This window comes from Bradyrhizobium sp. Mp27, from assembly GCF_029953005.1.
Taxonomy (GTDB): domain Bacteria; phylum Pseudomonadota; class Alphaproteobacteria; order Rhizobiales; family Xanthobacteraceae; genus Bradyrhizobium; species Bradyrhizobium barranii.
On record NZ_JASAUS010000123.1, the window covers coordinates 1 to 23,009 of the forward strand.

The following is a 23,009-nucleotide window of genomic DNA, read 5'->3' on the forward strand; positions in this document are numbered from 1 at the left end:
GGTCAAGAAATGGCTGAAGGCCAACGGCGACAAGACGACCTTCGAAAGCGTCTCGACGACCCTCTCCTCGCTCAAGACCGGGTCGGGCTGGATCTGCAGCGGCGAGGCCCAAGTCGCTGAGCTCCGGCAGTTTCCGAAGATCTCGACATACGACAACTCCGCGACGCCGACGGGGGACATGGCCGACCAGCAGGTCAAGACGGCGGCCGTCGATCGCGAACGGCTCCGCGCCATCATCGGCGACGCCGTCAAGCAGGTCGAGAGCGACGACCCTGGGCACCTGCGCGCCGAGATCGCCAGGCTGAATTCCCGCATGGCCAATTGGGCCGCTCACGAAGATGCCAGCGCCGATGCGATCGCGGCGGCCGACAGGCGTGGCTACGAGCGCGGCTTCTGGGAAGCGGCCAGCCAGGCCAAGGTCGCTTACGAGACCCTGAAGGAGCAGGTTCGCGGTACCGTCCGAGGCTTCGCTGACTCCCTCGTGCAGAACATAGCCGCCGAGACAATCGAGTTTACCCAATCGGGCTCGCCTGGTGCGCCTCCAAGCGCATCTCCGTCCCCGAGACCCGCGGCCGTTCCCACCGGCCGCGCCCCAACGCCGGCGGCGAGCGGCGATGGCTCCCTTCCCGGCCCGCAACAGCGCATTCTCAACTCGCTGGCGACGTGGCGGCGGCTCGGCCACGACAAGCCCTCGAATGCCCAGATCGCCTGGCTGGCTGGTTACAGCCCGTCCTCGACCTCCTACACGAACCCGCGCAGCGCACTGAAGACCGGCGGACTTATCGACTATCCGATGGCCGATCACCTGGCCCTCACCGCTGCTGGTGTCGCGAAAGCGGTGGAGTTCAAGCTGAACGGTTCGTTGCTCGACTTCGTGCTCGGCAACCTCCCCGGGCCAGAAGCGCGCATCCTGACCTCCATCGCCCACCATTATCCGCGCGCGGTACCGAACGCGACCGCGGCCGAGGGCGCCCAGTATTCGCCGAGCTCGACCAGCTACACCAATCCGCGGAGCGCGCTGCGCACCAAGGATCTCATCGACTATCCCGAGAAGGACACGTCCGCGCCGCGGAATGGTTGTTCGCAGCGTAGGGGCGCACCACGATGAATCTCGGCCGAACGCAAAAATCCGGTGATGACCGTGGCCAGGCCGAATTGGCAGCGGCGGTCGAGCTCAGTGCCGGCGTAAATTACGGGCGAAGCGTGAGGAGTGAACCGCTGATGATGACCGGCCCCCGCCCCAGCGATGTCCGGTACCGTGTCGAGCCCGGCGACGTCCCGCCGGAGAAGGCCGCGCGGCGCCTGCACCTGACCCTTGACCGGTTCAACGAGCTCCTGCCGAGGCTTCAGGCGCGCGGCTTCCCTCCGCCCGACCCGGACACCGGCATGTTCGACCTCGAGCAGATCGACCGGTGGAGAAAAGACCGCCATGGAACCGATCCGGCATTGACGGGACACCCCGACACCGCGCAGCCTACCGCCCCGGCCAGGAGCATGGGAGAGCGGTTTGCGGCCAAGAAGCGGAGCGGGCATGGTTGACCTGCCGCGATACGTTCACGGCGAGAAAAAGCCAAGCGGACGCAGGTATTTCGCCTATCAGCGTTACCGCGGCACGCCGAAGGCTTGGCCGCGAGTTCCTTTGCCGGCCGATCCCCTCAGCGTCGAATTCGCCACCCGGGCGAAGCTGTGCGAGCAACTGGCTGCCGTCAGGGACGACAATATCTGGCATTGGAAGTTCGTCGACGAGGCCGGCCGCGGGCATGACTTGCCAGCGCCGGATGACGCCGAGAAGTTCTGGACAGCCGTGGAGAAAGCGGTCGAGGTCGCGAAGCAGTTTGCCGCCGGCGAGCGCCGGACATTCCGGGCGCTGATCACCGACTTCAAGGCCAGCGCCGCGTTCAAGCTGAAGGGGAACGACCCGTCGGCGTCGGCGGAGGAGCAGCCGACGGCAGCGCGGCCGGGCGCGAAGCGGAAGCCGGGCCGGCGCAGTGTCGGCGGGCTCTCGAAATCCACCCGAGGGCAATACAGCCGCCATTTCCGCGAGATCGAGGAGAATTGGGGCGACGATCCGGTGCGGGCATTGACGACCGTCGATGCACAAGCCGCGATCGACGTCTTCTCCGAGCTCGGCATGCCCTCTGCCGGCCGAGCGTTCCGCGCCACCATCTCTCGCCTGATCGACTGGGGGATCCCCCGCGGCTACGCCGAGGTCAACGTCATCGAGAAGACCGAGAAGCCGCACGAGGACGGCACCTATGAGCCGTGGGCGCCCTGGGCCTTCGAGCATTTCTTCGCCAACGCCCGCCTCGGCCTCCACATGCCGGTCTATTCGGCCCTGTTCACCGGCCAGCGCATCAGCGACGTCGTGGAGATGAAGCGGCCGCAGGACGGCGTCCGCGAGATGCCGATCATCGCCCAGAAGACAAACGGGATCGTCCCGATCCAGATCCATTCCGAGTACCGGGCCATCATCAAGGCGACTGGCCAGGATCATGAGAAACTCCACCTCCGGGAGGACGGCGAGCCGTGGACCTATGAGGGGTTCAAAACGGCTTGGCAGCGGGAATTGAACCGGGACGTCTTCAAGCGCTTCCGCGAGGAGCGCGTCGTCTTCCACGGGATCCGGAAGAACGCCGTCAACAACCTCCTCGAGGTCGGCTGCTCCGAGGCGCTGGTCGCCGCCATCATCAAGATGAGCCCAGCGATGGTGCACCACTATTCGAAGCGGGTGAACCAGTTCCGGCTGGCGCGCGCTGCCATGCAGCAGTTCGAGGCCGGCTGGGCAGAACTCCGGCCGCACGTCCTCGGCAACCTCAAGATCATCACATGAGAGCGTCTACAAACCCCCTCTCCGGCCGCCCATTATCGCCCGTTAAGGGGGCGCGTCTTGTAGACAGCTTCTTTGAAATTGCTCCGGAAAACCCCTTGGCCATATTTCTTTTAATCACGGGGTCCTGGGTTCGAGCCCCAGCGCGCTCACCAAGCCCAATCAAAGACTTAGCCGAAAAAGCGAGCCGCCGGAATAATCCCTGTGTGAGCACCGTGTCTGCAAAACGATTGCCGGCCTGGGCGTCGAGGATGGCGGCGCGGTAGTTGCTCGCGATCAACAGCAGGCCGGCGCGCTCAAGCGGCAGCACGCCCTCCCCGTCCGCCAACTCCAGGCAGATGCGCTCCATGCGCCTTTGCTCGGATTGGGCGGACGATGACGATCTCGTTTTCGCTCGCGACGGACTGAACGCGCTGGCGGCCGACTACCGCGCCGCTGCGGACGCGATGGTTCCCTCTGGTGCTTTTGGGACCTTTAGGGCGCGGTGAGCGTTGAAGCGGTAGCACCGGGGCAGGATCGCGAACCCCGGAGTTCGGATCATGAGCACGATCCCTGTGGACCTCGAAAGAAAGTTCGAACAACGGTGGGCCGCCAGATTGGCGCGGCCCATTCCGCCGGCTCCATTTGCGCGCCCCGCCTGTCCGAGGTGCAAGGCCCAGATGATGCTCGTCAGCATCGAGCCAAAAAGCCTAAGCGTGGACTTGCACATGTTTCGCTGCGCTGTCTGCAATCACGCACTTACGACCTTCGCAGCGCATGAAGATCCCATGCATTCCAATGGCCGCTGGCTTCAAGGCGATTTGCACCCACCTAAGTCGTGACCGAAGGCGAGACGCCGCGGCTGCCGGAAGGTTTCAGGGTCGAGCTCGACAAGGACGGTTGGCGGCACTGACTCGCGCGTAGCGGCGATGGCCTCAATGCATCTGCCGCTCGGACTGATCTTCACTAATCCGCCGGCCGCGAAGGGCATGACCATGTCCGATGACTGGACCAAACGAGCGACGAACATCCTTCGAGAACTTCATGCTGCCGAGACGGAGCTAATCGGCAGGGGTGTTATCCTGACCAACGGTAAGGCGGGGACGGTTGATCACGTCTTCCTTGACGAGGTGCACGGGCTCCGGATCTCGATCGGTGGCCACGACGGCAAGTGGCCTATTTCGACTCTGAAGCTTCTAGACTCCGGTTTCGCCAGATAGCGCAGGCGGTGTCAGCCCACGGCAATGACCGATCGACGCTGGGGCGGCCGTTCGAGGATGATCCGATCGAGGTAGACGGGCGCAAGCTGGGGGTTGGCATCATGAGGGCCTTGAACCGGGAGGGCCGACACCAGATGGCGGGCCACTGCGCAAGAAGGGCAAAACCGTGCAGGGTGATCCGATGAGCGGAATAAACCAGACCAGCCGTAGGATTATCTACGTCATGATGGTGATCGTGGTGCTGCTGGTCATCTGGCAGATTCTCACGCCGCTTTGAGAAGGCCCGCCAGATAGCTTGTCCGCCCGGTCACCGTCCGCGGTGATCACTCGGTGACCGGGCGCCCAGCGCGGACTTCGAAGGCCTGCTCGCTGGTGCCTGGCCGAGTAAGCCAGTCACAGTTTACCTGGAGTGGCAGCCATGATGCAGAACGTTGTAGCCGGATGCGTCGTAGTGGCTTTGATTATCCTGGCCTTGATTGGCTTCGCCCAAACGCACCATGAATGTTGGCACGGGCACGTGCTCCTAACCCATGAGCCCTGCGGGGCCGTCAGCCCTTCAATATAGGAACAACCATTTTCCGCTGATCTAGGCGCGGGACCGAAGCCCCGCGCTCTCGTCGTTCACCGCCTCAGCCGGCGGGCGCAAAACCGCTGTCGATCGTAGTGAGCGCTTTTCCACCCACGACGCGCAGTAGCTCGCGCGCGGTCCGAGCCACCAGGAATCGATAATTTGACTCTCGCCCGCGCAGCGGTTGGATCTCGGCATGCCTCGCCCTGCCCGCCGCCACATGCCCACGCACGCCGACGGTCGGTCAATCAAAATCACCTTTGGCGAGATGCGCGAGATGGGCTTGCGCGGCGTCCTCATCTATCGCCCCTGCGGCCATCACGTTGCTCTCGGCACCGCTCGCTGGCCCGACGATGTCCGGCTGTCAGATGTCGAGCCGCGCTTCGTCTGCACCGCCTGCGGCGGGCGTGGCGCAGACGTACGACCGAATTTCAACTGGAACGCAAGAGGGCCGATCGGCGGCATGGGCTATCGGTAGCCATCTTAAAAACGGCCCCGGCCATGGGGGCTTTTGAAGTGTGGAGGCCGGGGCCGTTGGAGGTGACCTTGGCGGTAATGGGGTCGCCAGGTGGTGACGAGCATAGGAAAAACCGGCAATCAGTTCAGTCCACTTGTGCCCAAAGCGGTATAGTTCCTCATCGGGGCCGCGCTACCGAAGAAGGAGCACGCCGCACCGGAGCGGCAAGCGGCGATGGAAGCCTTGATCCTGGTAGCGGAAGGCGGCGGCCCGACGCTGTTCGCCTGGATCGGCATCATGCGGGCCTTAAACCGACACCACGTCGTCGAATTCAATCCGAAGGGGAAAGAGCCGCATTGGGGCCGGCGCAAACTGAAGCGGGACCAATGATGGTATCAGCCCTTTTTCCTGCTCTCCCAGGCGGCGGGCCATGGTCGTTACCGCTTCAACCGGCGGCGACGATGCGTCATCAGCCGTTACCGGACGCCACTCTGATGCATTGATGCCGCAATCGGCGCGATGTTATGTTAGTCGCAGAACCGGGAGTTTCTCGATGCGCAAAATCGCCGTCGCTGTCATGTTCGCCCTGATCGCACAGACCGCATTGGCTGAGGACCATGTTCCAATGTACGGCGAACAGCCTAAGGACAAGACGGAGGCCGAGAAGGCGAACGACATTCGGGCCGAGCGAGCCTATCAACGCTCCCTCGGCAATGTTCCCGACCAGAAGGCAGTCGATCCGTGGGGAACTGCCCGCGGCGACGAAGCGAAGAAGCCGGCCACGCCAGCCAAACCGGTAGTGAAACATTCGTCCAAGGCCAAGAGCGGCAGCCCCCCCAACTAGCGAATTCTAAAGGGGGCCCGCCAGCGTGAGCCGGCGGCCCCGGGTCTTTAGCGCCTCGAGCGGCGGCTTCCACCTGAATTTGTAGGGCAGATTTTTTTCTAACCTGAGTTAGTTTTTTCTGTGCCCAGCGTCGACTACCCCAATTTTTCTGCGCGTAGAGCAAGGGGGTCGGGCGGGTGGTTCAACAACTGGGACTGGAGGATTGGGCCTGGCAAATCGCCGCCGACGTGTATCGCTTGAATCTGTATAGCCGACTCACCGGACGGGCGGCCCCGGGCGACGCCATATCCGACGAACAGCTTGCCAGAGCAATCCGCGAAAGCTTCACTCAAACGAACGACGCCGCTTATCGAGAAATGGTTGAGTTAGCGACCGATGCCGCTTTATCGGCCTACGATCGCGCCGTCTCACGCAATATCAAACAGGCGCGCGCTCAACTAGCGAACTAACGGCTCGTCGGCGGATGATGACATTGCTCGAAGCTGGGCGAACGATGTCACAATGCCAGAAGCGCGTGGAGCGGATAATCAGCGCCACATCGTTGGTGGGCTCAAGGCCTTGCGACCCGCCGCTTTCAACGCGTCGGTTGAGAGCTGTCCATGTGCCGCGGCATCGAGGAGCTTCGAGGCAACGTACGCTCTGGCGCCCGTCTCGCTTACAGGAATATTTTCGCAAACTTCGTCGAGCACCGCCCTGAGCAGCGCAGTCACTTCAGCATCAAACACGCCGAACTCCCGAAATTGAGAGGATACTGAACGCTGCACAAGCGGAATATATTCGCTTGGCAGCGTTCGCCGCGTATTCCTGTCTGGGCTCTGAAATCCCAGCGCCTGCAAAATTGGCACCTGTCTGTCAAAGTAATGTGACAGCTTCAAAGGCTCGCCAGCTTGTCCCGGAGGCTTGCCGGGCTGGCCGCCAATGCTCCTCAGTCGCGGCGGCTCAAAGGCCACGAGTGTTTGGTCCAGGGGTTTGCAACCTTGGGGAAAACGCTCCCTAGGTCAGTCGGACTGCATTTTCCGAATCAACCAGATGTGCGCGCGTTCGCGCGTGATCTTGCTGGGGGTGTGCGTGAGCCAGTTTCTGTCGGTGCTGCTATTGCTGACGACATTGACGCTGACGGTGTGTTTCGGCGTGGCTGCCTGGCGCCAGTCGGCCGGCAGAGATGCCGATATCACCGCCACCATTTCACATCGGGAAACCGGCTGGAGATCGGAACGGAGCAACTGAGACCTTGCGCTCGCTCTTGCGAGAGAGTTTTGAAGTTACCGTTGGCGCGTGCCAGTTCGATTACGATGTCCCCCGGGCTTGATCTCGAAAATGCATCGGGGCGCAGCAGCCCCTGTTGCGGCCTCTAGGTCGAGCAGCCCCTCACGGATAACGTCTCGGTGAATGAAACCGTTCGCCGCATCACGCGAAGCACTCAGGAAACAATCCGGGTCCAGTGTCCCCTCACCCACGAGGGGATCTCAAAATGATTATTCTCAAGGTCCTTGCTGTTGTTCTTGGCGCTGGCATCCTTTTCACGATGTACTCAGGGGACCTGGGCGCCGACGTCGTGCTTGCCATCGTGTCCTGCCTGGCGTGACAAGAAGACCGGCCAGCGTGAGCTCGAGGGCCAGTAGTGTCAGGTGATTTGCCTGACCTGTCTTCAGCTTTCCGGCGCCGACGTAGCAGCCGGCACACTCAGCGGAGCGCCTCCAACCGAAACCGGCCCCACGGACTTCGACTGCCGGACCATCCGCTTGCGCATCGCTGCCGATAGTCCATAGCGCGCATTCGCTTTTCGGATCGAGGACGTGACGTCCGACATCATTGCATTCTGCAGCGTATCGACCTTCGCGATGAGCGTGGACAGCTGCGAGGATATTTTCCTCACATCGACCCGTTCGTCTGTGATGCTCTGTCGCAGCGAAAGCAGCACCATTGAATCCTGCTGCAGCAGAGCAGCATTTTGCTGCAAGGCGTGGTTGCTCTCCTGCAGCGAAGCCGTGTGTTGCTGCTGGGCCGACTGAATGTCCTTCAAGGCAGCGACAACCGGATCCGCCTTTGGCGCGGAAGCTTCCCGGCGCGGAAGCAGTTCAGCCAGACTGCTGAGATTCGGCGACGGAAGATCAGCCGGCAATGTATAGATCGCCGCCGCACCATTGATGGCCACGGCACACACCGACAGTGCCAGGACCGATTTCCGGCTGGACCGCTTGGCCGGTTCTGGAGCTTCCGCGGCTGCGGGCTCAAGTGCTGCGACTGCGAGCGCGAGCGCTGCGGGGTCGAGTTGTTCGACGAGGCCTTGCGCCTCGGATGTCGTGGTCATGTCCATTGACCTCAAATGAGCGAGCAACAGGAAGCCGACGCCGGAACGTCCTCGCGACGGCTCCTCTACGCAGCACCCACCTACAACTGTCTAAAATTGTGGGCATTTTGGATTAATTCCACGTTAGCGACGTGGCCGCCTGGCAGGCCCGGCCGCCCCGGCCGATTACGGGGGGCGATGCGACGGAATGAGTCACGCGGCAGCCTGCTTCGAAGCACAACCGGGCGCGTACGCACCTCGTTTGAGGAGCACGCCGCTTAGTCGTGGCGCTGGGCCGGCTCGGCAGCTAGCTCGTCAAGAGCACACTGATCCGGAGCACACCCGGCCTCACGCCTGACGGCCCGTCTCTCAGTACCGCCGATAGTAATTCTCTGGCCGGTCCTGGAATTGTAGTGGAACCGTGCCGTTGGGGTAGCAGACACCGTCGCGGATATCGACGTCAGCGCCGTGGCCGCATGGCACCGGACGCCGGCGCATTCCATAGTAAGGCCGCGGGCCCTGATAGTACCCCTGCAGCGCCGCCTGGTCTTCGGGACGGAGATAGCCGTTGGGATAGCACATCCCGTCGCGGGCGCTCTGATCCCAATGATCGCCGCACGGCGGCGGATGCCTCGGCACGCCGCGATACTGCACCTCGAGCGGACGTTCGACAGCTGCGGCAGGCGCCGTTGCACCGCCATGAAGAGCAAGGATTGTCGCAATAGTGGTGATCAACATCGAAGCGGTCCTCCAAGGCCGCAAGATAGACAAGCCCTCTGAATGACGCCTGAACGCGACGGGAGCGCCACGACCATCAGGGTCGGCCGATGGCACGATGGCGGCCACCGCGCTACACTGGACACTGCAGCTGCGGTTCCATGGGCCTTGCCACAAAAGCCGGGAGACAACGCCCTCGAAAGGTGTAAGATTCAGGAAAACCGGAGGAACGGCATGTTTGAAATCAGCGGTTTCGACACGGCAGGCGTCGTCAGCCTCAAGCGGCTGTCACTCGCGGCCGCCCTCAAGAAGGCCAGAGAGCTCGTCGAAGACGGGTGCTGGGACGTTCAGATCGTCGATCCGGCTGGGCAGGTCTACACCTCGTTCGAGGAGCAAGCCGCTTAGTCGCCCACCCTTCGGCACTTTTCAGAAAGCACCCGCCCGGTCCGATCACGCTTCGCGAGCCGTGATCGTGATCGAAATGAAAACCCCAGCGCCTGGTAGGGAGCGCTGGGGCGTTTTCAAAATATCAATCGGTAAAAGCAATGAGGCCTTCATAGCACCGGTCTCGAAGCGCGAGTGTGAACTGGTTCACACGGCGCCTCCGATCTTCCCGCACCCACGTCCGGGTGTGGCTATCCGCCTCGGCCGACGTTGGACGAGGCATTATTGAGCCAGCGCGCCGTTGCTTCATCGCTCCAGCCGGGGACCGCGAAGCGTACGCGAGGATTCACTTCGGTGCCGAAACGATCGACCGGAGGATGGCGTGCCGCAGGATTGTGCGCGCGTGCGTGGTGCGCGGCGTCTGCAGACGTGCACAAGACAATCAAGAGGCCCAGGGCCAAAACAAGACGCATCGTATCGGCTCCAATCGAGTCCGCTCCCGCTCATGTAATGCGCCGACCGTCCCACCGCGATCTGACGCGACTTCACAGCTAGGAGAGCGAAGCGCGAACGCGACGCTCTTGCGATGGAGCGAACCCCCGCTCAACTCCCGCGCTCCGCACCGTTGCCAACCAATTCGTTTGGGAGCACGCTCTCTCCAGGCGCTTAAGACGCCGCACAGGGAGAACCACATGAAGGAACCGGGCCTGGACGGTCGCCATCGGGACAAGGATGGCGCGATCAGCAAGAAGCACGGCAACACGCTGGTCGGTACGTTGCGCAAGATCTACGGAAAGGCATTTGCGGCCGGTTATCCCGATGCGACCCCGCTCAGCGAGGTCTTGCATCAATTGAACGAGACCTCGCTGAGCCAGTTGCGTCGCGATCACGACACCGGGCATCTCGGGCACAAGATCGACCACGCCTCGAAGTGATTGGACTTCACTTCACCGACTTCACTTGGCCGATTTCACTTGGCCGACGTCAGGTCGTCGAAACCGACGCCGCCGACAGGCTCTCGGACGCAGCTTGGACAGGCTGCGCGATCGGTCGCCTCGCCGTACTCAGCGTTTGAGCCCTCGCTGCCCTCGCGCTAGCATGAGCCCTTTTACGGAGGCTCATTTGAAGCAGTTCATTATCATCATCGCCGCCATTGCGTTCGCCGTGACCGCTCCCGCCCGCTCGCAGGCGCTGGTCGATCCCAACAAGGTTGCCCCCGAATATCGCGAGGCGGCCGAGAAGCGCCGGGCCGAGCAGATGCGGCAACGCGAATGCGCGCTGAAGGCGGATCTCGACAAGGTGCTGCCCAGGGATCGTACCGTCTATCTCAACCATTGCCTGGACACGCTGGCGGTCAAGCAATAGCGGCTGGCTGGGGCCGTCTCGATCAGACCACGACCGTCGGCCGACCTGACCGCACGATGATCTGTCGATTTCGGGCTCGTGTTGTGGACCAGCGGTCGATTTGTCGCACCAGCGCCGCGAAGACGCGGCCCCCCTCCTCACTGGCGCCGCGGCTTGCTCGGAAACAGCCGATCGCGGATGTAGCGCGAGGTCGGCGTCAGGCGGATGCCGCGCGGCTTCTGCCAGGCGGCGCGGTCGATCTCCTTCTTGTCGCCGATCTCGAGCCTGCCCTTGGCGCCCTTGGCGATGAAGATCGCGTCGCTCATCTTGCGACCGGAGCGCTTATTCCTGGCCGTCACTTCCTTCCACAGGCTGATCCGGCCGAGCTTCAGCTTGGGCAGCTCCTCCTTGATCTCGCGCCGCAGGCAGTCCCTGTCGGACTCGCGCGAACGCTTGCGGCCGCCCGGGAACATCCACAGGCCGTCCGACCGCCGCCTGACCAACAATACCTTGCCGCGTTTTGCGGCGACCAGCTTGGAAGACTTCGCCATTGCTGCCGCAGATCGAAAACAGAATCGCCCTATCGTAACTTGTCTAGTTGAATAGACAAGTTCGCGGGGCGCTTTGACCACAGCCCCTGCGAGCAGCTCAGCTTTCGCTCGCCGCCGCCCGGTCCTCGGTCCTGATCCAGGCCATCATCAACTCCCAGGCCACCGACAGGATGATCGGCCCGATGAACAGGCCGACGATGCCGTGGGCGAGCGTGCCGCCGATCACGCCGACGAAGATCACGATGGTCGGCGTGGTGAGGCCGCGCCCCATCACCAGCGGCTTCAACATGGTGTCGATGAAGCCGACGAGGACGAGAAACACGGTGAGCAGCAGCGCCGTGGTGACGTCCTTGGCGGTCCAGATCCAGATGATCACCGGCAGGATCACCAGGAACGCGCCGATCTGCACGATCGACAGCAATAGCACGATGAAGGCGAGCAGGCCGGCGCTCGGCACGGCTGCCATCTTGAAGCCGATGCCGGCGAGCAGCGCCTGCACGATGGCGACGCCGATCACGCCTTGCGCCACGGCGCGGATGGTGGCGCCCCCAAGCTCCAGGAAATGCTCGCTCTGCTCGGGCACGATGCGGAACAGGAAGCCGCGCCCGGCCGCAACCAGCCGCGGCCCATGCGGAAACAGGAAGCCGGCGACGAACACCGAGACCAGAAACTGGAGCGTGCCGAGGCTCGCATCGCCCGCAAGCGACAACAAGGGTCCCGCCAGCGGCTGGAGATAGGGCGCGACCTCGCGCAGCACCGCACGGATGTTGTTGTAGGCCTGATCCCAGAGATCAAAGAGCCAAGGGCCGACCACCGGCCACGACTTGAGCTGCTCTGGCGCCGACTGCAGCGCGAGGTCGCCGGTGCCGAGCTGCTTCGCCAGCTCGCGCGCACCGTCCACCGCGCTGAGGCCGAGCCAGGTCGCCGGGCCGATGACGATGCCGAGCGTGATCAGGGTGAGGATCGCGGCCGCGGTCTTCGGGCGGCCGCCGAGCATCTTGGCGACCCAGCTGAAGGCCGGATAGAACGCGACCGCGAGCACGGCGCTCCAGGCCAGGATCGGGACGAACGGGCGGATGATCAGGAAGGTCCAGATGATCAGCAGGCCAAGCAGGCCGACCCGGATCAGGAGCTGGATGATGTCCTCTCCCGTCAGGAGCTGACGGAGACTTTTCACGGGCACGCCTTTCCTTGCGGCATTGACGCGGGTTCCGGCACTTGCGCGGCAAAGCGTTATTGCCAGCCGCGCATCCGGCGTCAAGACGACCGGGCCCGCGGAAGCGCCGGGATTTAAGGGACGCTTCGGCCCGAAGCGGATTTCGAAGCGATGGAGCGCCGCCGCAAAGAGCCCGATTGCAGCACCGGCATTCATCACGGCATACACGATGCGCTCGAGCCAGGCGCCGCGCCGAGCTTTTGGCGCTACACTTGCGCGATCCACGACAAGGTCCGGTCCGGCCGGGTGCAAGCCGGCCGCCGCTGCGCGCGATCAGGCGGGTGCGGATGCGCCGGGCCGGTGGCGAGATCTGGGCTGACCGGCGCTGCTGCACGCTTGCACGCGGGGTTTGGCTAACGACCATTAACCGGATTTCCCGGGGCCGGTTTACGCGGCTGCAAAGGCTCGCACCTACGCTTCTCCCAACGCATCCAAGAACACTGAAGTGCAATGGCCAACAGCATCTGGACGACCGAAGAATTCACCTGCACCGGTTGCAGCATGAACTACACCGCGACACGGGAAGAGCACAGCGAAGCCCACACCGGCAGCTTCAAATGCAGCATCTGCAGCGGCGTGGTGCACACCTGGTCCGGCAAGCACCACTTCTTTGGCTGGCAGGCGGTGAAGACAAAACCGCCGGTGTTCGGGAGACGATGGGCGGGAGTGGGTCGGTAGGCCGAGGCAAGGTTCTCACTGCGGTCGCCTGGATGGAGCGAAGCGAAATCCGGGACCAGTGTCGCTCTATTGCACGAACCCCGGATTGCGCTTCGCTCCATCCGGGCTACGAAACCCCATCGCCACTCTCGCCGTCATTGCGATGTTGAAGCAACGACGCACAATGCATCGACGGAGTTCGCAGTGACACCTTGCCCGCCGTCGGGCAAAGCGCTTCACGCAAAATTCCCGCTGCGATTGTCAGCCCCGCCGTTGTGCGGAACAATGGCGATCCTTTGATCACGGCAACTGCTACGACACAAAAAACCCGCGGCAGCTTTCCCCGCGCGGGTGTTACGAATTTCCGATGATGCCACTCTGCCAGTGTTTTGCCCGACGTGTCAAATCCGGACGAGGCGATGCGTCGCGCCGTCGAGATATCGGTCGGCTGTTCGCGTTGGACAAGTCCGAAAGGACCTGCTTGGCACCAGCTGAAAATGACGAATGCATTCAATACCCCCGCTACTGTGTATGGGGTTGTTTTTCAGCTTTTGCTTTGAGGGCGTTTGAACGCCAGCTTCAGCGCCGGCCGCGCGGCATCAGGCCGGGATCGGCGGCGAGCGCTTTGCCGTGACGCAGGGATGAGGAACTGACGCTTCTGCTCAGCCGCGACACCGGTTAGACTCCTCTCTCCGCAACAGAATCCGACACGCAATGACCGCACCCTTCGTTCCCCAGATCGCTCTCTATCGCAACTGGCTCGCCGAGCAGCGTGGCCTTTCCTTCGCGAATTACGAGGAGATGCGGCAGTGGTCGGTGCGCGATCTCGACGGCTTCTGGCGCAGCATCTGGGACTATTACGATCTGCAATCGCCGACGCCGTTTGCGGCCGTGATCACCGAGCGCAAGATGCCGGGCGCGGTGTGGTTTCCCGGCGCGCAGGTTAACTATGCGCGGCAGGTGTTCCGGCATGTCGAGGCCGCCGACGCCGCCGGCCTGCCCGCGATCGTCAGTAGCGGCGAGGACGGCAAGCTCGACGAAACGAGCTGGCCGGAGCTGCGGCGCAAGGCGGCGGCGCTCGCGCTGCATCTGAAGGAGAAGGGCATCAAGCCCGGCGACCGGATCGCGGCCTACCTGCCCAACATCCCCGAAACCATCATCGCGTTTCTGGCGAGCGCCAGCATCGGCGCGGTCTGGAGCGTCTGCGCGCCCGATATGGCTGCGCCCGCCGTGATCGACCGCTTCAAGCAGATCGAGCCGAAGGTGCTGATCGCCTGCGATGCCGTCACCTATGCCGGCCGCCGGCATGATCGCAAGGACGTCGTCGCGGAGCTGCGGCGATCGCTGCCGACGGTCGAGCACGTCATCCTGCACAGCGAGGCCGCGCCCGCAGCGCCGGACGCCCGCCTCTCCGACATCGTCGCAAGGACGGGCGCCGCGATCGACGCGTTCGAGCCGGCCTGGCTGCCGTTCGATCATCCGCTCTGGATCGTCTATTCCAGCGGCACCACCGGCCTGCCGAAACCGATCGTGCACGGCCATGGCGGCATCGTCATCGTGGTGCTGGCGCTGCTGGGCCTGCACAACGACCTCGGCTGCTCCTACCACGAGAACTCGTTCGGCGAGCGCTATCACTGGTACTCTTCGACCGGCTGGATCATGTGGAATTCGCAGGTCGGCGGCCTGCTCAGCGGCACCACCTGCTGCATCTTCGACGGCAGCCCGGGCGGCACCAAGGACAAGCCGGACTGGACCACGCTGTGGCGGTTCGTGGCACAGTCGAAAACGACCTTCTTCGGCGCCGGCGCGGCGTTCTTCGCCAATTGCGCCAAGGCCGAGATCGATCTCACTGCGGCCGGCGATCTTTCGCGGCTGCGCTGCCTCGGCTCGACCGGCTCGCCGCTCAGCGCCGATACGCAAGCCTGGTTCAACGATCGCTTCGCGGCGTTGTCGAAAATCAACGGCAGTAAGGCGCAGGCCAACATCTGGTGGGCGAACATCTCCGGCGGCACGGATTTCGCCGGCGCCTTCATCGGCGGCAACCGCGAATTGCCGCAGACGCCGGGCGCGATGCAGTGCCGCCTGCTCGGCGCGGCGGTCGAAGCCTTCAGCGAGCAGGGCCGCGCCGTCATCGACGAGGTCGGCGAGCTCGTCTGTACCGAGCCGATGCCCTCGATGCCGCTCCGTTTCTGGAACGACAAGGGCGATGCGCGCTATCGCTCCAGCTATTTCGAGACCTATCCGGACAATTTCGACGGCAGCGGCCGCGGGCCGGTGTGGCGGCACGGCGACTGGCTCAAGGTCAATCCGGACGGCTCCTGCATCATCTATGGCCGCAGCGATGCGACCATCAACCGGCACGGCCTGCGCATGGGCACGAGCGAGCTCTATTCCGCGATCGAAGCGCTGCCGGAGGTGCTGGATAGCCTCGTCGTCGACCTCGAATATCTCGGCCGCGACAGCTACATGCCGCTGTTCGTGGTGCTGCGCGAGGGCACAGCCTTCGACGCTGCGATGCAGGCCAGGATCAACAAGGCGATCGAGGCCGGCCTGTCCCGGCGCTTCCTGCCGAACGAGATCTTTGCCGTCGCCGAGATCCCGCGCACGCTCTCGGGCAAGAAGCAGGAGCTGCCGATCAAGAAGCTGCTGCTCGGCCAGCCCGTCGAAAAGGTCATCAACAAGGAGGCGATGGCCAATCCCGCCTGCCTCGACTGGTATCTCGCCTTCGCCCGCGACTATCTCGCCCGAAACGCGGCGTAGCTTCGATCAACCGCCGCCGAAATTGGAGGGATCGAGATTCCTGTTCTCCGACGGCGGAATCGGCGGCTGCCCGGGAAATTTGTACCAGCCGGGCGGCACCGGCGCGTCCTCGGGCAGATGGACGGCGACGTGATGGCGCGGGCGGGCATGATGCGCTGGCGCGGCAGCCGCCGCGGCGCATGTTGCAATCAAGAGGACAAAAGCCAGGACAGACCGCATCGTAAGTGCTCCAGACGTCCACCCGGGCTTCTATGTGGTGCGGGAACCACGCCGGGACGATGCATCGCAACGTCACGATGCCTCACATCGGCGGCATCGCCGCTGCCGGGAGACGCCAGAGATCAACCCAATTGCGCCAATGGCGTTTGGATTCCGTTCACCGATCGCCGCTAGATCAGGATGGATCCTTCGCGACGAACAGCAGCTATGGCCGATCTCAACGCAGTCCTCTCCAGGCTCAACGACCGCCTGCTCCGCCTTGAAGGCGAGCTGTTCGTGCTGCGCTCGCTGGCGCGCGCGACGCTGACGGCGGGCGACGACCATGCGGTGCGCATGCGCAAGCTGGTCGAGGCCGCAAAGGTCGCGCTCGACGACGAGGCCAGACGTGAGCTCGACAAACCGACGCGCAAATATGTCGATGCGGCAACCGCGCTGGTGGAGGAACTGCTGGTCGAGCCGACCCAGGCACGGCCGCTGTTCACCGTCATCGATGGTGGCCGGCGCGACTGAGCGCGTCAGATCGGACGTATCCCGCGGGCATCCGCGGACTGGGCCTTCAGCCGGCTGAGCCCCTCCTCGATGATCGCGATCTCCTCGTCGATCTTGCCGATCGGCAGGCTGAAATCATAGCCGGACCTGCTCTTCAGATCGACCGCGAGCCGCTGCCTGTGCATCATCAGCTCGTCGAGCCCACGACGGTTCTTCAGCCGCACATAGGCGTCCACGATCTGCTCAATTGCGCTCGGCATGAAGTCGGTCCCGGCAAAAAAGCCCACGCGGCGCACCCACGCCGGCGGGACATTTTTGGTGTCGCGGTACGCAATACAAATCCGCGACGGATTCGTCGATACGACAGGCAGGTTGAGAACGCGTTACCGTTTGATGATTTCGTGATGGCGCCGGCATGAAAAGCCGCTGGCGATCACTCGCCAGCGGCCAAAGCCGGGTTCGAAAACGGATTCGGAATCAAATTTGGCCAGCCCCGGTTGGTGTATTCTAGCGGCACATGGGGGCTCGTTATGTTAGGAATGAAACAGAGGAACCGGCGGATGCATCATTTGCTGTCGCTGTGGCCGCCCGGCAACGCTAATCCGTGACGCAAAAATACTTGCGCGGCAGCCTGCGGTAGGCGCTGTAGCGGTAGTACGGCCTGTAGGCGTAGCCGCGATAGAGCGCGGGCGGCTCCTCGCCGTAATAGGCGCCGTGGTAGAAATTATAGACCGGCCCTTCGGCGCAACGAAAGACATCCCACGTCGGACCGATGAACGGCGCCACCCCGACCTCGGGCGGGACCGCCGGGTACGGCCCGCCGGCGCGCGCGGGCGTGGCTACGCTCAGTGCCGCGAGAAGGAAAAACCACGCGCTTCGCATGCGCTCGCTCCGATACGGTGCAATACGCGCATGGAAGCACCGGAACGGCCGGCTGCGCAATCGCGGAGTCCGTCGCGCCCCGCGCCCGGTGCATTGTTGATAACCGGCACAAACCGCCCGCGGCTGGTGACAGGACGCACCGACGTGTTATCGGGGGATGACGCAGTTGCGAGACGGATCGGACACCCATGCGCATTACCCTCGTCGGCTCCCGCCATTTCGGCGTGACCACCCTGAACATGCTCCGGGAGCACAGCGTCTCGATCGTGCGGGTCGTCGTGGCCGACGCCGAGGATCGCCTCGCGGCGAGCGCCAAGGCGGCCGGCATCGAGGTGGCGGTCCAGGCCAATCCGAAGCTGGTGGTCGCCTCTGAAATCGGCCCCGACACCGACCTGATCATCACCGCCCACAGCCACGCCCGGATCGGCAAGGACGCCCTGGCCGCCGCGAAGTACGGCGGGATCGGCTATCATCCGTCGCTGCTGCCGCGTCACCGTGGCAAAGCCGCCGTGGAATGGACCATCAAGGAAGGCGATCCGGTCGCCGGCGGCACGATCTATCATCTTGCCGACCGCATGGACGCCGGCGCCATCGCCGCCCAGGACTGGTGCTTCGTCAGGAAGGGCGAGACGGCCCGCGAGCTCTGGGAGCGCGCGCTCGCTCCGCTCGGCCTCAAGCTGCTGGCCGACGTGATCGACTACGTCAAGGTCCACAAGGCGCTGCCCTCCAAGGTTCAGGACGAGCAGTTCGCGACCTTGGCGCCAAGTCTTTCCTGAGTCCTTTCCGCAGTCCTTCCCCTGAGTCTCTCCTGACGTTTACCCTTAACGTGAAGGCGCGTTGATTCTGCTTCGAAAATTGCAGCCGGAAACACAAATAAACTATTGTTTCCACTGGAACAATTTTCGCTTTGGCAATGCAACAAATTTCCGTCACATTTGGGCCGAATAAGCGTCAGCATATCAGACAGATTCAAGGACGGAATTCATGCGTTTTGGTCGCATTACGGCATTCTGTGCCGCTTCAGTTATCACCCTCGCCGCTCCCGCTTTCGCCCAGACCCCCTATGACGGCAACTGGCATGTCACCATCGTGACCAAGAGCGGCACCTGCGAGCCGACCGCGAGCTCCATGCTGACGGTTGCCGACGGCAAGATCACCGCGCCCGGCGCTAACGTTTCCGGCACCATCGGCAGCGGGGGACTTGTGAAAGTTTCGATCAATGGTGCATATGCCAACGGTCAACTCAGCGGCAACGCCGGATCGGGGAAGTGGAATGGAGCATCTGCAGGCATACCGTGCAGCGGACGGTGGGAAGCATCGCGCCAGTAAGAAATTCGGGATCAGCGTCGTGAGCCGGCGGCTGCTGATCGCGGCCGCCGTTTTGTTTGCGGCGGGGATCGCCAACTCTGAGAGCAAGGCCCAGTCCGGCCCGTTCGCCCCGCTGGCGGGGAGCTGGAGCGGTGCCGGCACCGTCACGCTGGATGACGGCTCGACCGAACGGATCCGCTGCCGGGCCAGATACGCCCCGATCGGACCGACGATGGAGATGTCGCTGACCTGCGCCAGCGACGCCTACAAGTTCAATCTCGGCGCCAACGTCAGGGCTGAAGGCGGCGCCGTCGCCGGCAGCTGGTCCGAGGCCAGCCGCAACATCAGCGGCTCCCTCCAGGGCCGCGGCGCTGGCGGAAACTACGAGCTGGTCGCCTCGACCGCCGGCTTCAACGCCAACATCTCGCTGAAGACGTCCGGCAACAAGCAGAGCGTCACGATGCGCGCGGACAGCCAGTTCCGCGGCGCCAACATCTCGCTGTCGCGCTAAGGCGGACCGCGTCCAAGCCAAAAGCCCCGGCGATTGCGCCGGGGCTTTTTCATGCGCTTTATGCGTTCGGCACGAACGCCGTGACCTCGATTTCGACCTTGGCGCGCTCGTCCACGAGACCGCCGATGTAGAGCAGCGTCGAGGGCGGAAAATTGCGCCCCAGCGTTTCCTTCCAGGCCGCGCTGATGCCGGCGCCCGCGGCCTCATATTCGCTGCGGCTGGTCAGGTACCAGGTCAGGCGAACGATGTGCTCCGGGCCGGCTCCGGCCTCGCCAAGGAGCTTGATGATCCGCTTCAGCGCGGTTGCGACCTGCGCCGCCATGTCAGGCGCGTAATTGCCGGTCTCGTCGCCGCCGGTCTGCCCGGCCAGCACCACCCAGCGGCCAGGCCCTTCGGCCACCACGCCGTGAGAAAAGCCCCGCGGTTTCTTCCATTCGGCCGGCTGCAAGATTTGCATGAGCGAAGATCTCCCTTTTCTTGTTGTTCAATGATGCCTTAGCACGCCGCCCTGCATCGCTGCATCCGCAGTTTTGGCCGTTGCAAACGCCGGCGATGTCGCCGATACCGGCCCTCCCCTCAGGTTCGATCGCCCCGCACCAGCAACGATGACCGCGACACCGTCCAAAACGATGGCTGCACTGTGGATGGCCGGCTGGCTGGCGCTGATGCTGGTCATGGCGGTTGCCGGCCGCGAGACCACGCGCGAGCTGAACGTCTTCCAGATCATGGAAGTGCGCTCGGTGATCGGCTTCACGCTGCTGCTGCCGATCATCTACCGGGCCGGCGGCTTCAAGGCGGTCGCGACCAAACGCCTGCCCCAGCACCTCGCGCGCAACGGGGTCCATTATTTCGCGCAGCTCGGCTGGTTCTACGCACTGACGCTGATCGGGATCGGCCAGGTCGTCGCGATCGAATTCACCATGCCGATCTGGACTGCGCTGCTGGCCGCAACGTTCCTGTCCGAGCGCATGACCGTCTGGAAGATCGCCGCCATCGCGCTCGGCATCGTTGGCGTCGTCATGATCGTGCGGCCCGCCACCGGCGAGATCAATCCGGGCCAGTTGATCGCACTGGGGGCCGCGATTGGCTTCAGCATTTCCATGATCTTGGCGAAATCGCTGACCCGGACCGAGAGCGCATTGTCGATCCTGTTCTGGATGATCGTGGTGCAGATGGTCGTGGGCCTGCTACCGACGCTCTATGTCTGGACCTGGCCGTCAGCCACCCTCTGGGGATGGCTCTTCGTCATCGGGGTCTGCGGCACATTCTCGCACTATTGCCTCGCCAGCGCGCTCCGCTACGCGGATGCAACCATCGTGGTGCCGATGGACTTTCTGCGGGTGCCGCTCACCGCGACTGTCGGCTGGCTGCTGTATTCGGAGCGACTCGACGCCTGGACCGTGCTCGGCGCGACGCTGATCCTGTGCGGCAACCTCCTGAACCTGAAGCCGACCGCCCCGGTTCCCGCCCGCGCGCAGTGAACCCGCGCGCAGCCTCACGCGACAAAAACGAAGTGGCCGTGTGATCTGGATCACGTTGGAGGGTTATTCCATCGTGCACATTCGGCCACACAGCAGCGGGTTGAATACGCCGTACCGCCGTTTTGGTGGCGCGAAGTCGGGCACTTCGTGTAGGTTCGTTGCCAATTTGTTGCTGCCTGCAATTCGATTCTGTTGGGGATTTCAGATGCGCACTCTCACCCTGCTCGTTTCGCTGATGTGCATGGCACTGTCGGTCAGTGCCGCGAAGGCCGACCGCCGTGTCGCTTTCGTCGTCGGCAACGGCTCCTACAAGAACGTCGCACAATTGCCGAACCCGCCGATCGACGCCAAGGCGATGGCGGCGACCCTGCGCAACGTCGGCTTCGAGGTGATCGAAGGATCCAACCTCACCCGCGACCAGATGACGGAGAAGCTCCTGGACTTCGGCCGCAAGGCGCAAGGCTCCGATGTCGCAGTGTTCTATTACGCCGGCCACGGCATCGCGGTCAGCGGCAGCAACTACCTCCTGCCTGTCGACGCCGACATCAAGTCGGAGATGGACGTCAAGCTCGGCGCGGCCATCAACATCGACCTGACGCTCGAGCAGACCATGGGCGACGCCAAGGTCAAGCTCGTCTTCCTCGACGCCTGCCGCGACAATCCGTTCGCCGCCAAGATCAAGTCGAACTCGGCAACGCGCAGCGTTAACGTGCAGAGCGGTCTTGCCGAGATGAAGTCGGGCGAAGGCACGCTGATCGCGTTCGCCACCGGCCCGGGCCAGACCGCGCTCGACGGCCAGGAGGGCAACAACAGCCCGTTCACCCGCGCGCTGATCGACAACATCACCAAGCCCGGCGTCGAGATCCAGCAGGCGATGACCTCGGTGCGTGCCCAGGTCAACGAAGAGACCCGCAAGGGCCAGCTGCCCTGGGGCCACACCAACCTGATCGGCGCGGTCTATCTCAACCCGTCGCAGCAGACGCAGGTTGCCAACGCAGCCCCGACCGCTTCCGGAATCGTGCCGGCGGCAGCAAGCAGCTCCGACGGTGTCGAGCTCGAGTACTGGCGCTCGGTCAAGGAATCCAACAAGCCGGAAGAGCTCAACGCCTATCTCTCGGCCTATCCGAACGGCCAGTTCAAGGCGTTGGCGCTGGCGCGGCTTGCGGCGATCAAGAGCGGCCCGTCCACGGCGACCCGCAATCTGAACTCCGGGATCGATCCCGCCACCTTCACCGATGACTCCACCCAGCTCACCGAGGACCAGATCGGCCTCGACAAGGGCCAGCGCCGCGACGTGCAGCGCCGTCTGACCGGGCTTGGCTTCGACACCAAGGTGACCGGTGCCTTCACCGACGAGACCCGCTCGGTGCTGAAGCGCTGGCAGGCCGCCCGCGGCTACCCGTCGACGGGCTACCTCAACAAGCTCCAGCACAAGGCCCTGCTGTCCGAGATCGTGGCGGCCGCGCCGGCCACCGCGAGCGGCGACAGCGCGAAGCCGGCCCGGCGTGCTGCCCCGGCCCAGGCCCAGAGCAGCGCACCGGTTCAGCATCGCAACAGCGGCGGCGGCGATGCCGGCGCAGCCTTCGTCGGCGGTGTCGTCGGCGGCATGATGGGCGGGATGTTCCGCCGTTGAGGCGAGACCAATCGCAAACACAAAAAGCCCGGCTCGCGCCGGGCTTTTTCGTTGCTAGTAATCCTGGGTGAACCAGGGCACGAGCGTCCGGACGCGCGGCATCGCCTGCGTCGTAATGCTCATTCGCGCCATCTCGGCGATGCGCGGCGCCAATGATGAGAGATCTCCACGCCGGGTCACCAGAAGCAGCTCACGAAAGAATCCAGGGCCCGGCAGCGGGAGAGCGCTGACCTGGGCCGCGTGGGCAAGCCCCTGCAACAGACACAGCGGCGTGGTGATCGCCACGCCCATGCCGGTCGCGACCATGGCTACCAGGCTGTCCGAGGTATCAAACTCGAAGGCCCGTGGCGGTCGAATGCCCAAGCGGCTCAGATGGCGCTCGACCTGAGCGCCGACATAGGAGCGCTCACTATGCCGGACCAGACGATGCCGGGCGAGGATCTCGCGCAAATCAAGGCCGGCGAATTCCGCTTCCAGTCCGCGCGGCACCACGAGCAGGTATGGCTCGCGGTAGAACGGGAAGCGCTCGACATCGTAAAGGTCATCCATCGCATCGCATGTGATCCCCGTGGGTCGGTCAAAATCCCCCGGGTATGGTCACTTGAAACTCCCCCACCTGATGATCGCCGTCAGCGCCGCTGAACAGCAGTAGCCGGTCAGGCAGGACGTTTA

The 23,009-nt window shown here is 63.7% G+C and carries 30 protein-coding genes and 1 tRNA gene; 21 read left to right on the top strand and 10 right to left on the bottom strand.

The window, feature by feature from the left end; genetic code table 11:
* The 9 genes from QJT78_RS38285 to QJT78_RS38325 form a co-directional block, all read left to right on the top strand.
* Positions 1–1,108: hypothetical protein (locus tag QJT78_RS38285; protein WP_281460482.1), on the top strand; the 1,108-nt coding region annotated here is incomplete at its 5' end.
* A complete protein-coding gene (locus QJT78_RS38290) occupies positions 1,105–1,539 on the top strand; it encodes a hypothetical protein (protein WP_240537890.1) in 435 nt (144 codons plus the stop codon). The genes QJT78_RS38285 and QJT78_RS38290, both read left to right, overlap by 4 nt.
* The gene (locus tag QJT78_RS38295; RefSeq protein WP_208086952.1) at positions 1,532–2,830 is read left to right on the top strand and encodes an integrase; all 1,299 of its coding nucleotides are present in this window, start codon (positions 1,532–1,534) and stop codon (positions 2,828–2,830) included. Before QJT78_RS38290 ends, QJT78_RS38295 begins: the two co-directional genes overlap by 8 nt.
* 48 nt (positions 2,831–2,878) lie before the next feature.
* A tRNA-OTHER gene (locus QJT78_RS38300) sits at positions 2,879–2,982 on the top strand.
* Between the two features lie 813 nt (positions 2,983–3,795).
* Positions 3,796–4,026: a hypothetical protein gene (locus QJT78_RS38305; RefSeq protein ID WP_028152136.1), complete on the top strand. Its 231-nt coding sequence runs from the start codon at positions 3,796–3,798 to the stop codon at positions 4,024–4,026.
* A gap of 764 nt (positions 4,027–4,790) precedes the next feature.
* Positions 4,791–5,072 (top strand): hypothetical protein, encoded by a 282-nt coding sequence (locus QJT78_RS38310; RefSeq protein ID WP_049807938.1) that lies wholly within the window; start codon positions 4,791–4,793, stop codon positions 5,070–5,072.
* 213 nt (positions 5,073–5,285) lie between these two features.
* The gene (locus tag QJT78_RS38315) at positions 5,286–5,441 is read left to right on the top strand and encodes a hypothetical protein (RefSeq protein WP_249151530.1); all 156 of its coding nucleotides are present in this window, start codon (positions 5,286–5,288) and stop codon (positions 5,439–5,441) included.
* 163 nt (positions 5,442–5,604) lie between these two features.
* Positions 5,605–5,895, top strand: coding sequence for a hypothetical protein (locus tag QJT78_RS38320; RefSeq protein ID WP_028152134.1), 291 nt, complete (start codon positions 5,605–5,607; stop codon positions 5,893–5,895).
* Between the two features lie 176 nt (positions 5,896–6,071).
* A complete protein-coding gene (locus tag QJT78_RS38325; protein WP_038944853.1) occupies positions 6,072–6,344 on the top strand; it encodes a hypothetical protein in 273 nt (90 codons plus the stop codon).
* Between the two features lie 78 nt (positions 6,345–6,422).
* Here QJT78_RS38325 and QJT78_RS38330 read toward each other — a convergent pair whose 3' ends face one another.
* Entirely contained in the window at positions 6,423–6,659 is a 237-nt protein-coding gene (locus tag QJT78_RS38330) for a hypothetical protein (RefSeq protein WP_049807937.1), read from the bottom strand.
* 304 nt (positions 6,660–6,963) lie between these two features.
* On the opposite strand from QJT78_RS38330, the gene QJT78_RS38335 reads away from it, so the two are divergent.
* Positions 6,964–7,122 (top strand): hypothetical protein, encoded by a 159-nt coding sequence (locus QJT78_RS38335; protein WP_223153540.1) that lies wholly within the window; start codon positions 6,964–6,966, stop codon positions 7,120–7,122.
* A 421-nt stretch (positions 7,123–7,543) separates the two neighbouring features.
* On the opposite strand, the gene QJT78_RS38340 is transcribed toward QJT78_RS38335, so the two are convergent.
* A complete protein-coding gene (locus QJT78_RS38340) occupies positions 7,544–8,212 on the bottom strand; it encodes a hypothetical protein (RefSeq protein WP_038944852.1) in 669 nt (222 codons plus the stop codon).
* A 342-nt stretch (positions 8,213–8,554) separates the two neighbouring features.
* A complete protein-coding gene (locus QJT78_RS38345; protein WP_049807936.1) occupies positions 8,555–8,923 on the bottom strand; it encodes a hypothetical protein in 369 nt (122 codons plus the stop codon).
* Positions 8,924–9,136: 213 nt separating this feature from the next.
* Here QJT78_RS38345 and QJT78_RS38350 point away from each other — a divergent pair, with 213 nt between their 5' ends.
* The 3 genes from QJT78_RS38350 (at position 9,137) to QJT78_RS38360 (ending at position 10,651) form a co-directional block, all read left to right on the top strand.
* Positions 9,137–9,307 carry a hypothetical protein gene (locus QJT78_RS38350; RefSeq protein ID WP_167541702.1) on the top strand — a complete coding sequence of 57 codons (171 nt, stop codon included), beginning with the start codon at positions 9,137–9,139 and terminating at the stop codon, positions 9,305–9,307.
* Positions 9,308–9,978: 671 nt separating this feature from the next.
* The gene (locus QJT78_RS38355; RefSeq protein WP_028152129.1) at positions 9,979–10,221 is read left to right on the top strand and encodes a hypothetical protein; all 243 of its coding nucleotides are present in this window, start codon (positions 9,979–9,981) and stop codon (positions 10,219–10,221) included.
* Between the two features lie 187 nt (positions 10,222–10,408).
* On the top strand, positions 10,409–10,651 hold the full coding sequence (locus tag QJT78_RS38360; protein ID WP_028152128.1) for a hypothetical protein: 243 nt from the start codon (positions 10,409–10,411) through the stop codon (positions 10,649–10,651).
* 137 nt (positions 10,652–10,788) lie between these two features.
* Here the strand turns inward: QJT78_RS38360 and QJT78_RS38365 are convergent, their stop codons facing one another.
* Both QJT78_RS38365 and QJT78_RS38370 read right to left on the bottom strand, forming a co-directional pair.
* The gene (locus QJT78_RS38365; RefSeq protein ID WP_038944849.1) at positions 10,789–11,181 is read right to left on the bottom strand and encodes an NUDIX hydrolase; all 393 of its coding nucleotides are present in this window, start codon (positions 11,179–11,181) and stop codon (positions 10,789–10,791) included.
* Positions 11,182–11,278: 97 nt separating this feature from the next.
* Positions 11,279–12,358, bottom strand: coding sequence for an AI-2E family transporter (locus QJT78_RS38370; RefSeq protein ID WP_240537744.1), 1,080 nt, complete (start codon positions 12,356–12,358; stop codon positions 11,279–11,281).
* Between the two features lie 489 nt (positions 12,359–12,847).
* Here QJT78_RS38370 and QJT78_RS38375 point away from each other — a divergent pair, with 489 nt between their 5' ends.
* Positions 12,848–13,075 carry a hypothetical protein gene (locus QJT78_RS38375; protein ID WP_038953129.1) on the top strand — a complete coding sequence of 76 codons (228 nt, stop codon included), beginning with the start codon at positions 12,848–12,850 and terminating at the stop codon, positions 13,073–13,075.
* Between the two features lie 693 nt (positions 13,076–13,768).
* Positions 13,769–15,814 carry an acetoacetate--CoA ligase gene (locus tag QJT78_RS38380; RefSeq protein WP_028152124.1) on the top strand — a complete coding sequence of 682 codons (2,046 nt, stop codon included), beginning with the start codon at positions 13,769–13,771 and terminating at the stop codon, positions 15,812–15,814.
* A 6-nt stretch (positions 15,815–15,820) separates the two neighbouring features.
* Here QJT78_RS38380 and QJT78_RS38385 read toward each other — a convergent pair whose 3' ends face one another.
* Positions 15,821–16,033 carry a hypothetical protein gene (locus QJT78_RS38385; protein WP_028152123.1) on the bottom strand — a complete coding sequence of 71 codons (213 nt, stop codon included), beginning with the start codon at positions 16,031–16,033 and terminating at the stop codon, positions 15,821–15,823.
* Between the two features lie 207 nt (positions 16,034–16,240).
* Between QJT78_RS38385 and QJT78_RS38390 the strand changes: the two genes are divergently transcribed.
* Entirely contained in the window at positions 16,241–16,543 is a 303-nt protein-coding gene (locus tag QJT78_RS38390) for a hypothetical protein (protein ID WP_028152122.1), read from the top strand.
* A gap of 5 nt (positions 16,544–16,548) precedes the next feature.
* On the opposite strand, the gene QJT78_RS38395 is transcribed toward QJT78_RS38390, so the two are convergent.
* Positions 16,549–16,782 carry a hypothetical protein gene (locus QJT78_RS38395; RefSeq protein ID WP_028152121.1) on the bottom strand — a complete coding sequence of 78 codons (234 nt, stop codon included), beginning with the start codon at positions 16,780–16,782 and terminating at the stop codon, positions 16,549–16,551.
* A 337-nt stretch (positions 16,783–17,119) separates the two neighbouring features.
* Positions 17,120–17,404, bottom strand: coding sequence for a hypothetical protein (locus QJT78_RS38400; RefSeq protein WP_028152120.1), 285 nt, complete (start codon positions 17,402–17,404; stop codon positions 17,120–17,122).
* Positions 17,405–17,592: 188 nt separating this feature from the next.
* Between QJT78_RS38400 and QJT78_RS38405 the strand changes: the two genes are divergently transcribed.
* From QJT78_RS38405 to QJT78_RS38415, 3 genes are all read left to right on the top strand, one after another.
* Complete coding sequence (locus QJT78_RS38405; protein WP_028152119.1) at positions 17,593–18,180, top strand: formyltransferase family protein; 588 nt, start codon at positions 17,593–17,595, stop codon at positions 18,178–18,180.
* 208 nt (positions 18,181–18,388) lie between these two features.
* Positions 18,389–18,733 (top strand): hypothetical protein, encoded by a 345-nt coding sequence (locus QJT78_RS38410; RefSeq protein WP_014495138.1) that lies wholly within the window; start codon positions 18,389–18,391, stop codon positions 18,731–18,733.
* Positions 18,678–19,223, top strand: a complete 546-nt coding sequence (locus tag QJT78_RS38415; RefSeq protein WP_028152118.1) for a hypothetical protein — start codon at positions 18,678–18,680, stop codon at positions 19,221–19,223. The genes QJT78_RS38410 and QJT78_RS38415 overlap by 56 nt, the downstream gene beginning before the upstream one ends.
* A 58-nt stretch (positions 19,224–19,281) precedes the next feature.
* Here the strand turns inward: QJT78_RS38415 and QJT78_RS38420 are convergent, their stop codons facing one another.
* Positions 19,282–19,680, bottom strand: a complete 399-nt coding sequence (locus QJT78_RS38420; protein ID WP_028152117.1) for a RidA family protein — start codon at positions 19,678–19,680, stop codon at positions 19,282–19,284.
* A gap of 148 nt (positions 19,681–19,828) precedes the next feature.
* Between QJT78_RS38420 and QJT78_RS38425 the strand changes: the two genes are divergently transcribed.
* Together QJT78_RS38425 and QJT78_RS38430 are read left to right on the top strand one after the other, a co-directional pair.
* The gene (locus QJT78_RS38425; protein WP_028152116.1) at positions 19,829–20,704 is read left to right on the top strand and encodes a DMT family transporter; all 876 of its coding nucleotides are present in this window, start codon (positions 19,829–19,831) and stop codon (positions 20,702–20,704) included.
* Positions 20,705–20,909: 205 nt separating this feature from the next.
* Positions 20,910–22,337 (top strand): caspase family protein, encoded by a 1,428-nt coding sequence (locus QJT78_RS38430; RefSeq protein ID WP_028152115.1) that lies wholly within the window; start codon positions 20,910–20,912, stop codon positions 22,335–22,337.
* 54 nt (positions 22,338–22,391) lie between these two features.
* Here QJT78_RS38430 and QJT78_RS38435 read toward each other — a convergent pair whose 3' ends face one another.
* On the bottom strand, positions 22,392–22,886 hold the full coding sequence (locus QJT78_RS38435) for a LysR substrate-binding domain-containing protein (RefSeq protein ID WP_249169832.1): 495 nt from the start codon (positions 22,884–22,886) through the stop codon (positions 22,392–22,394).
* Positions 22,887–23,009 lie beyond the last annotated feature (123 nt).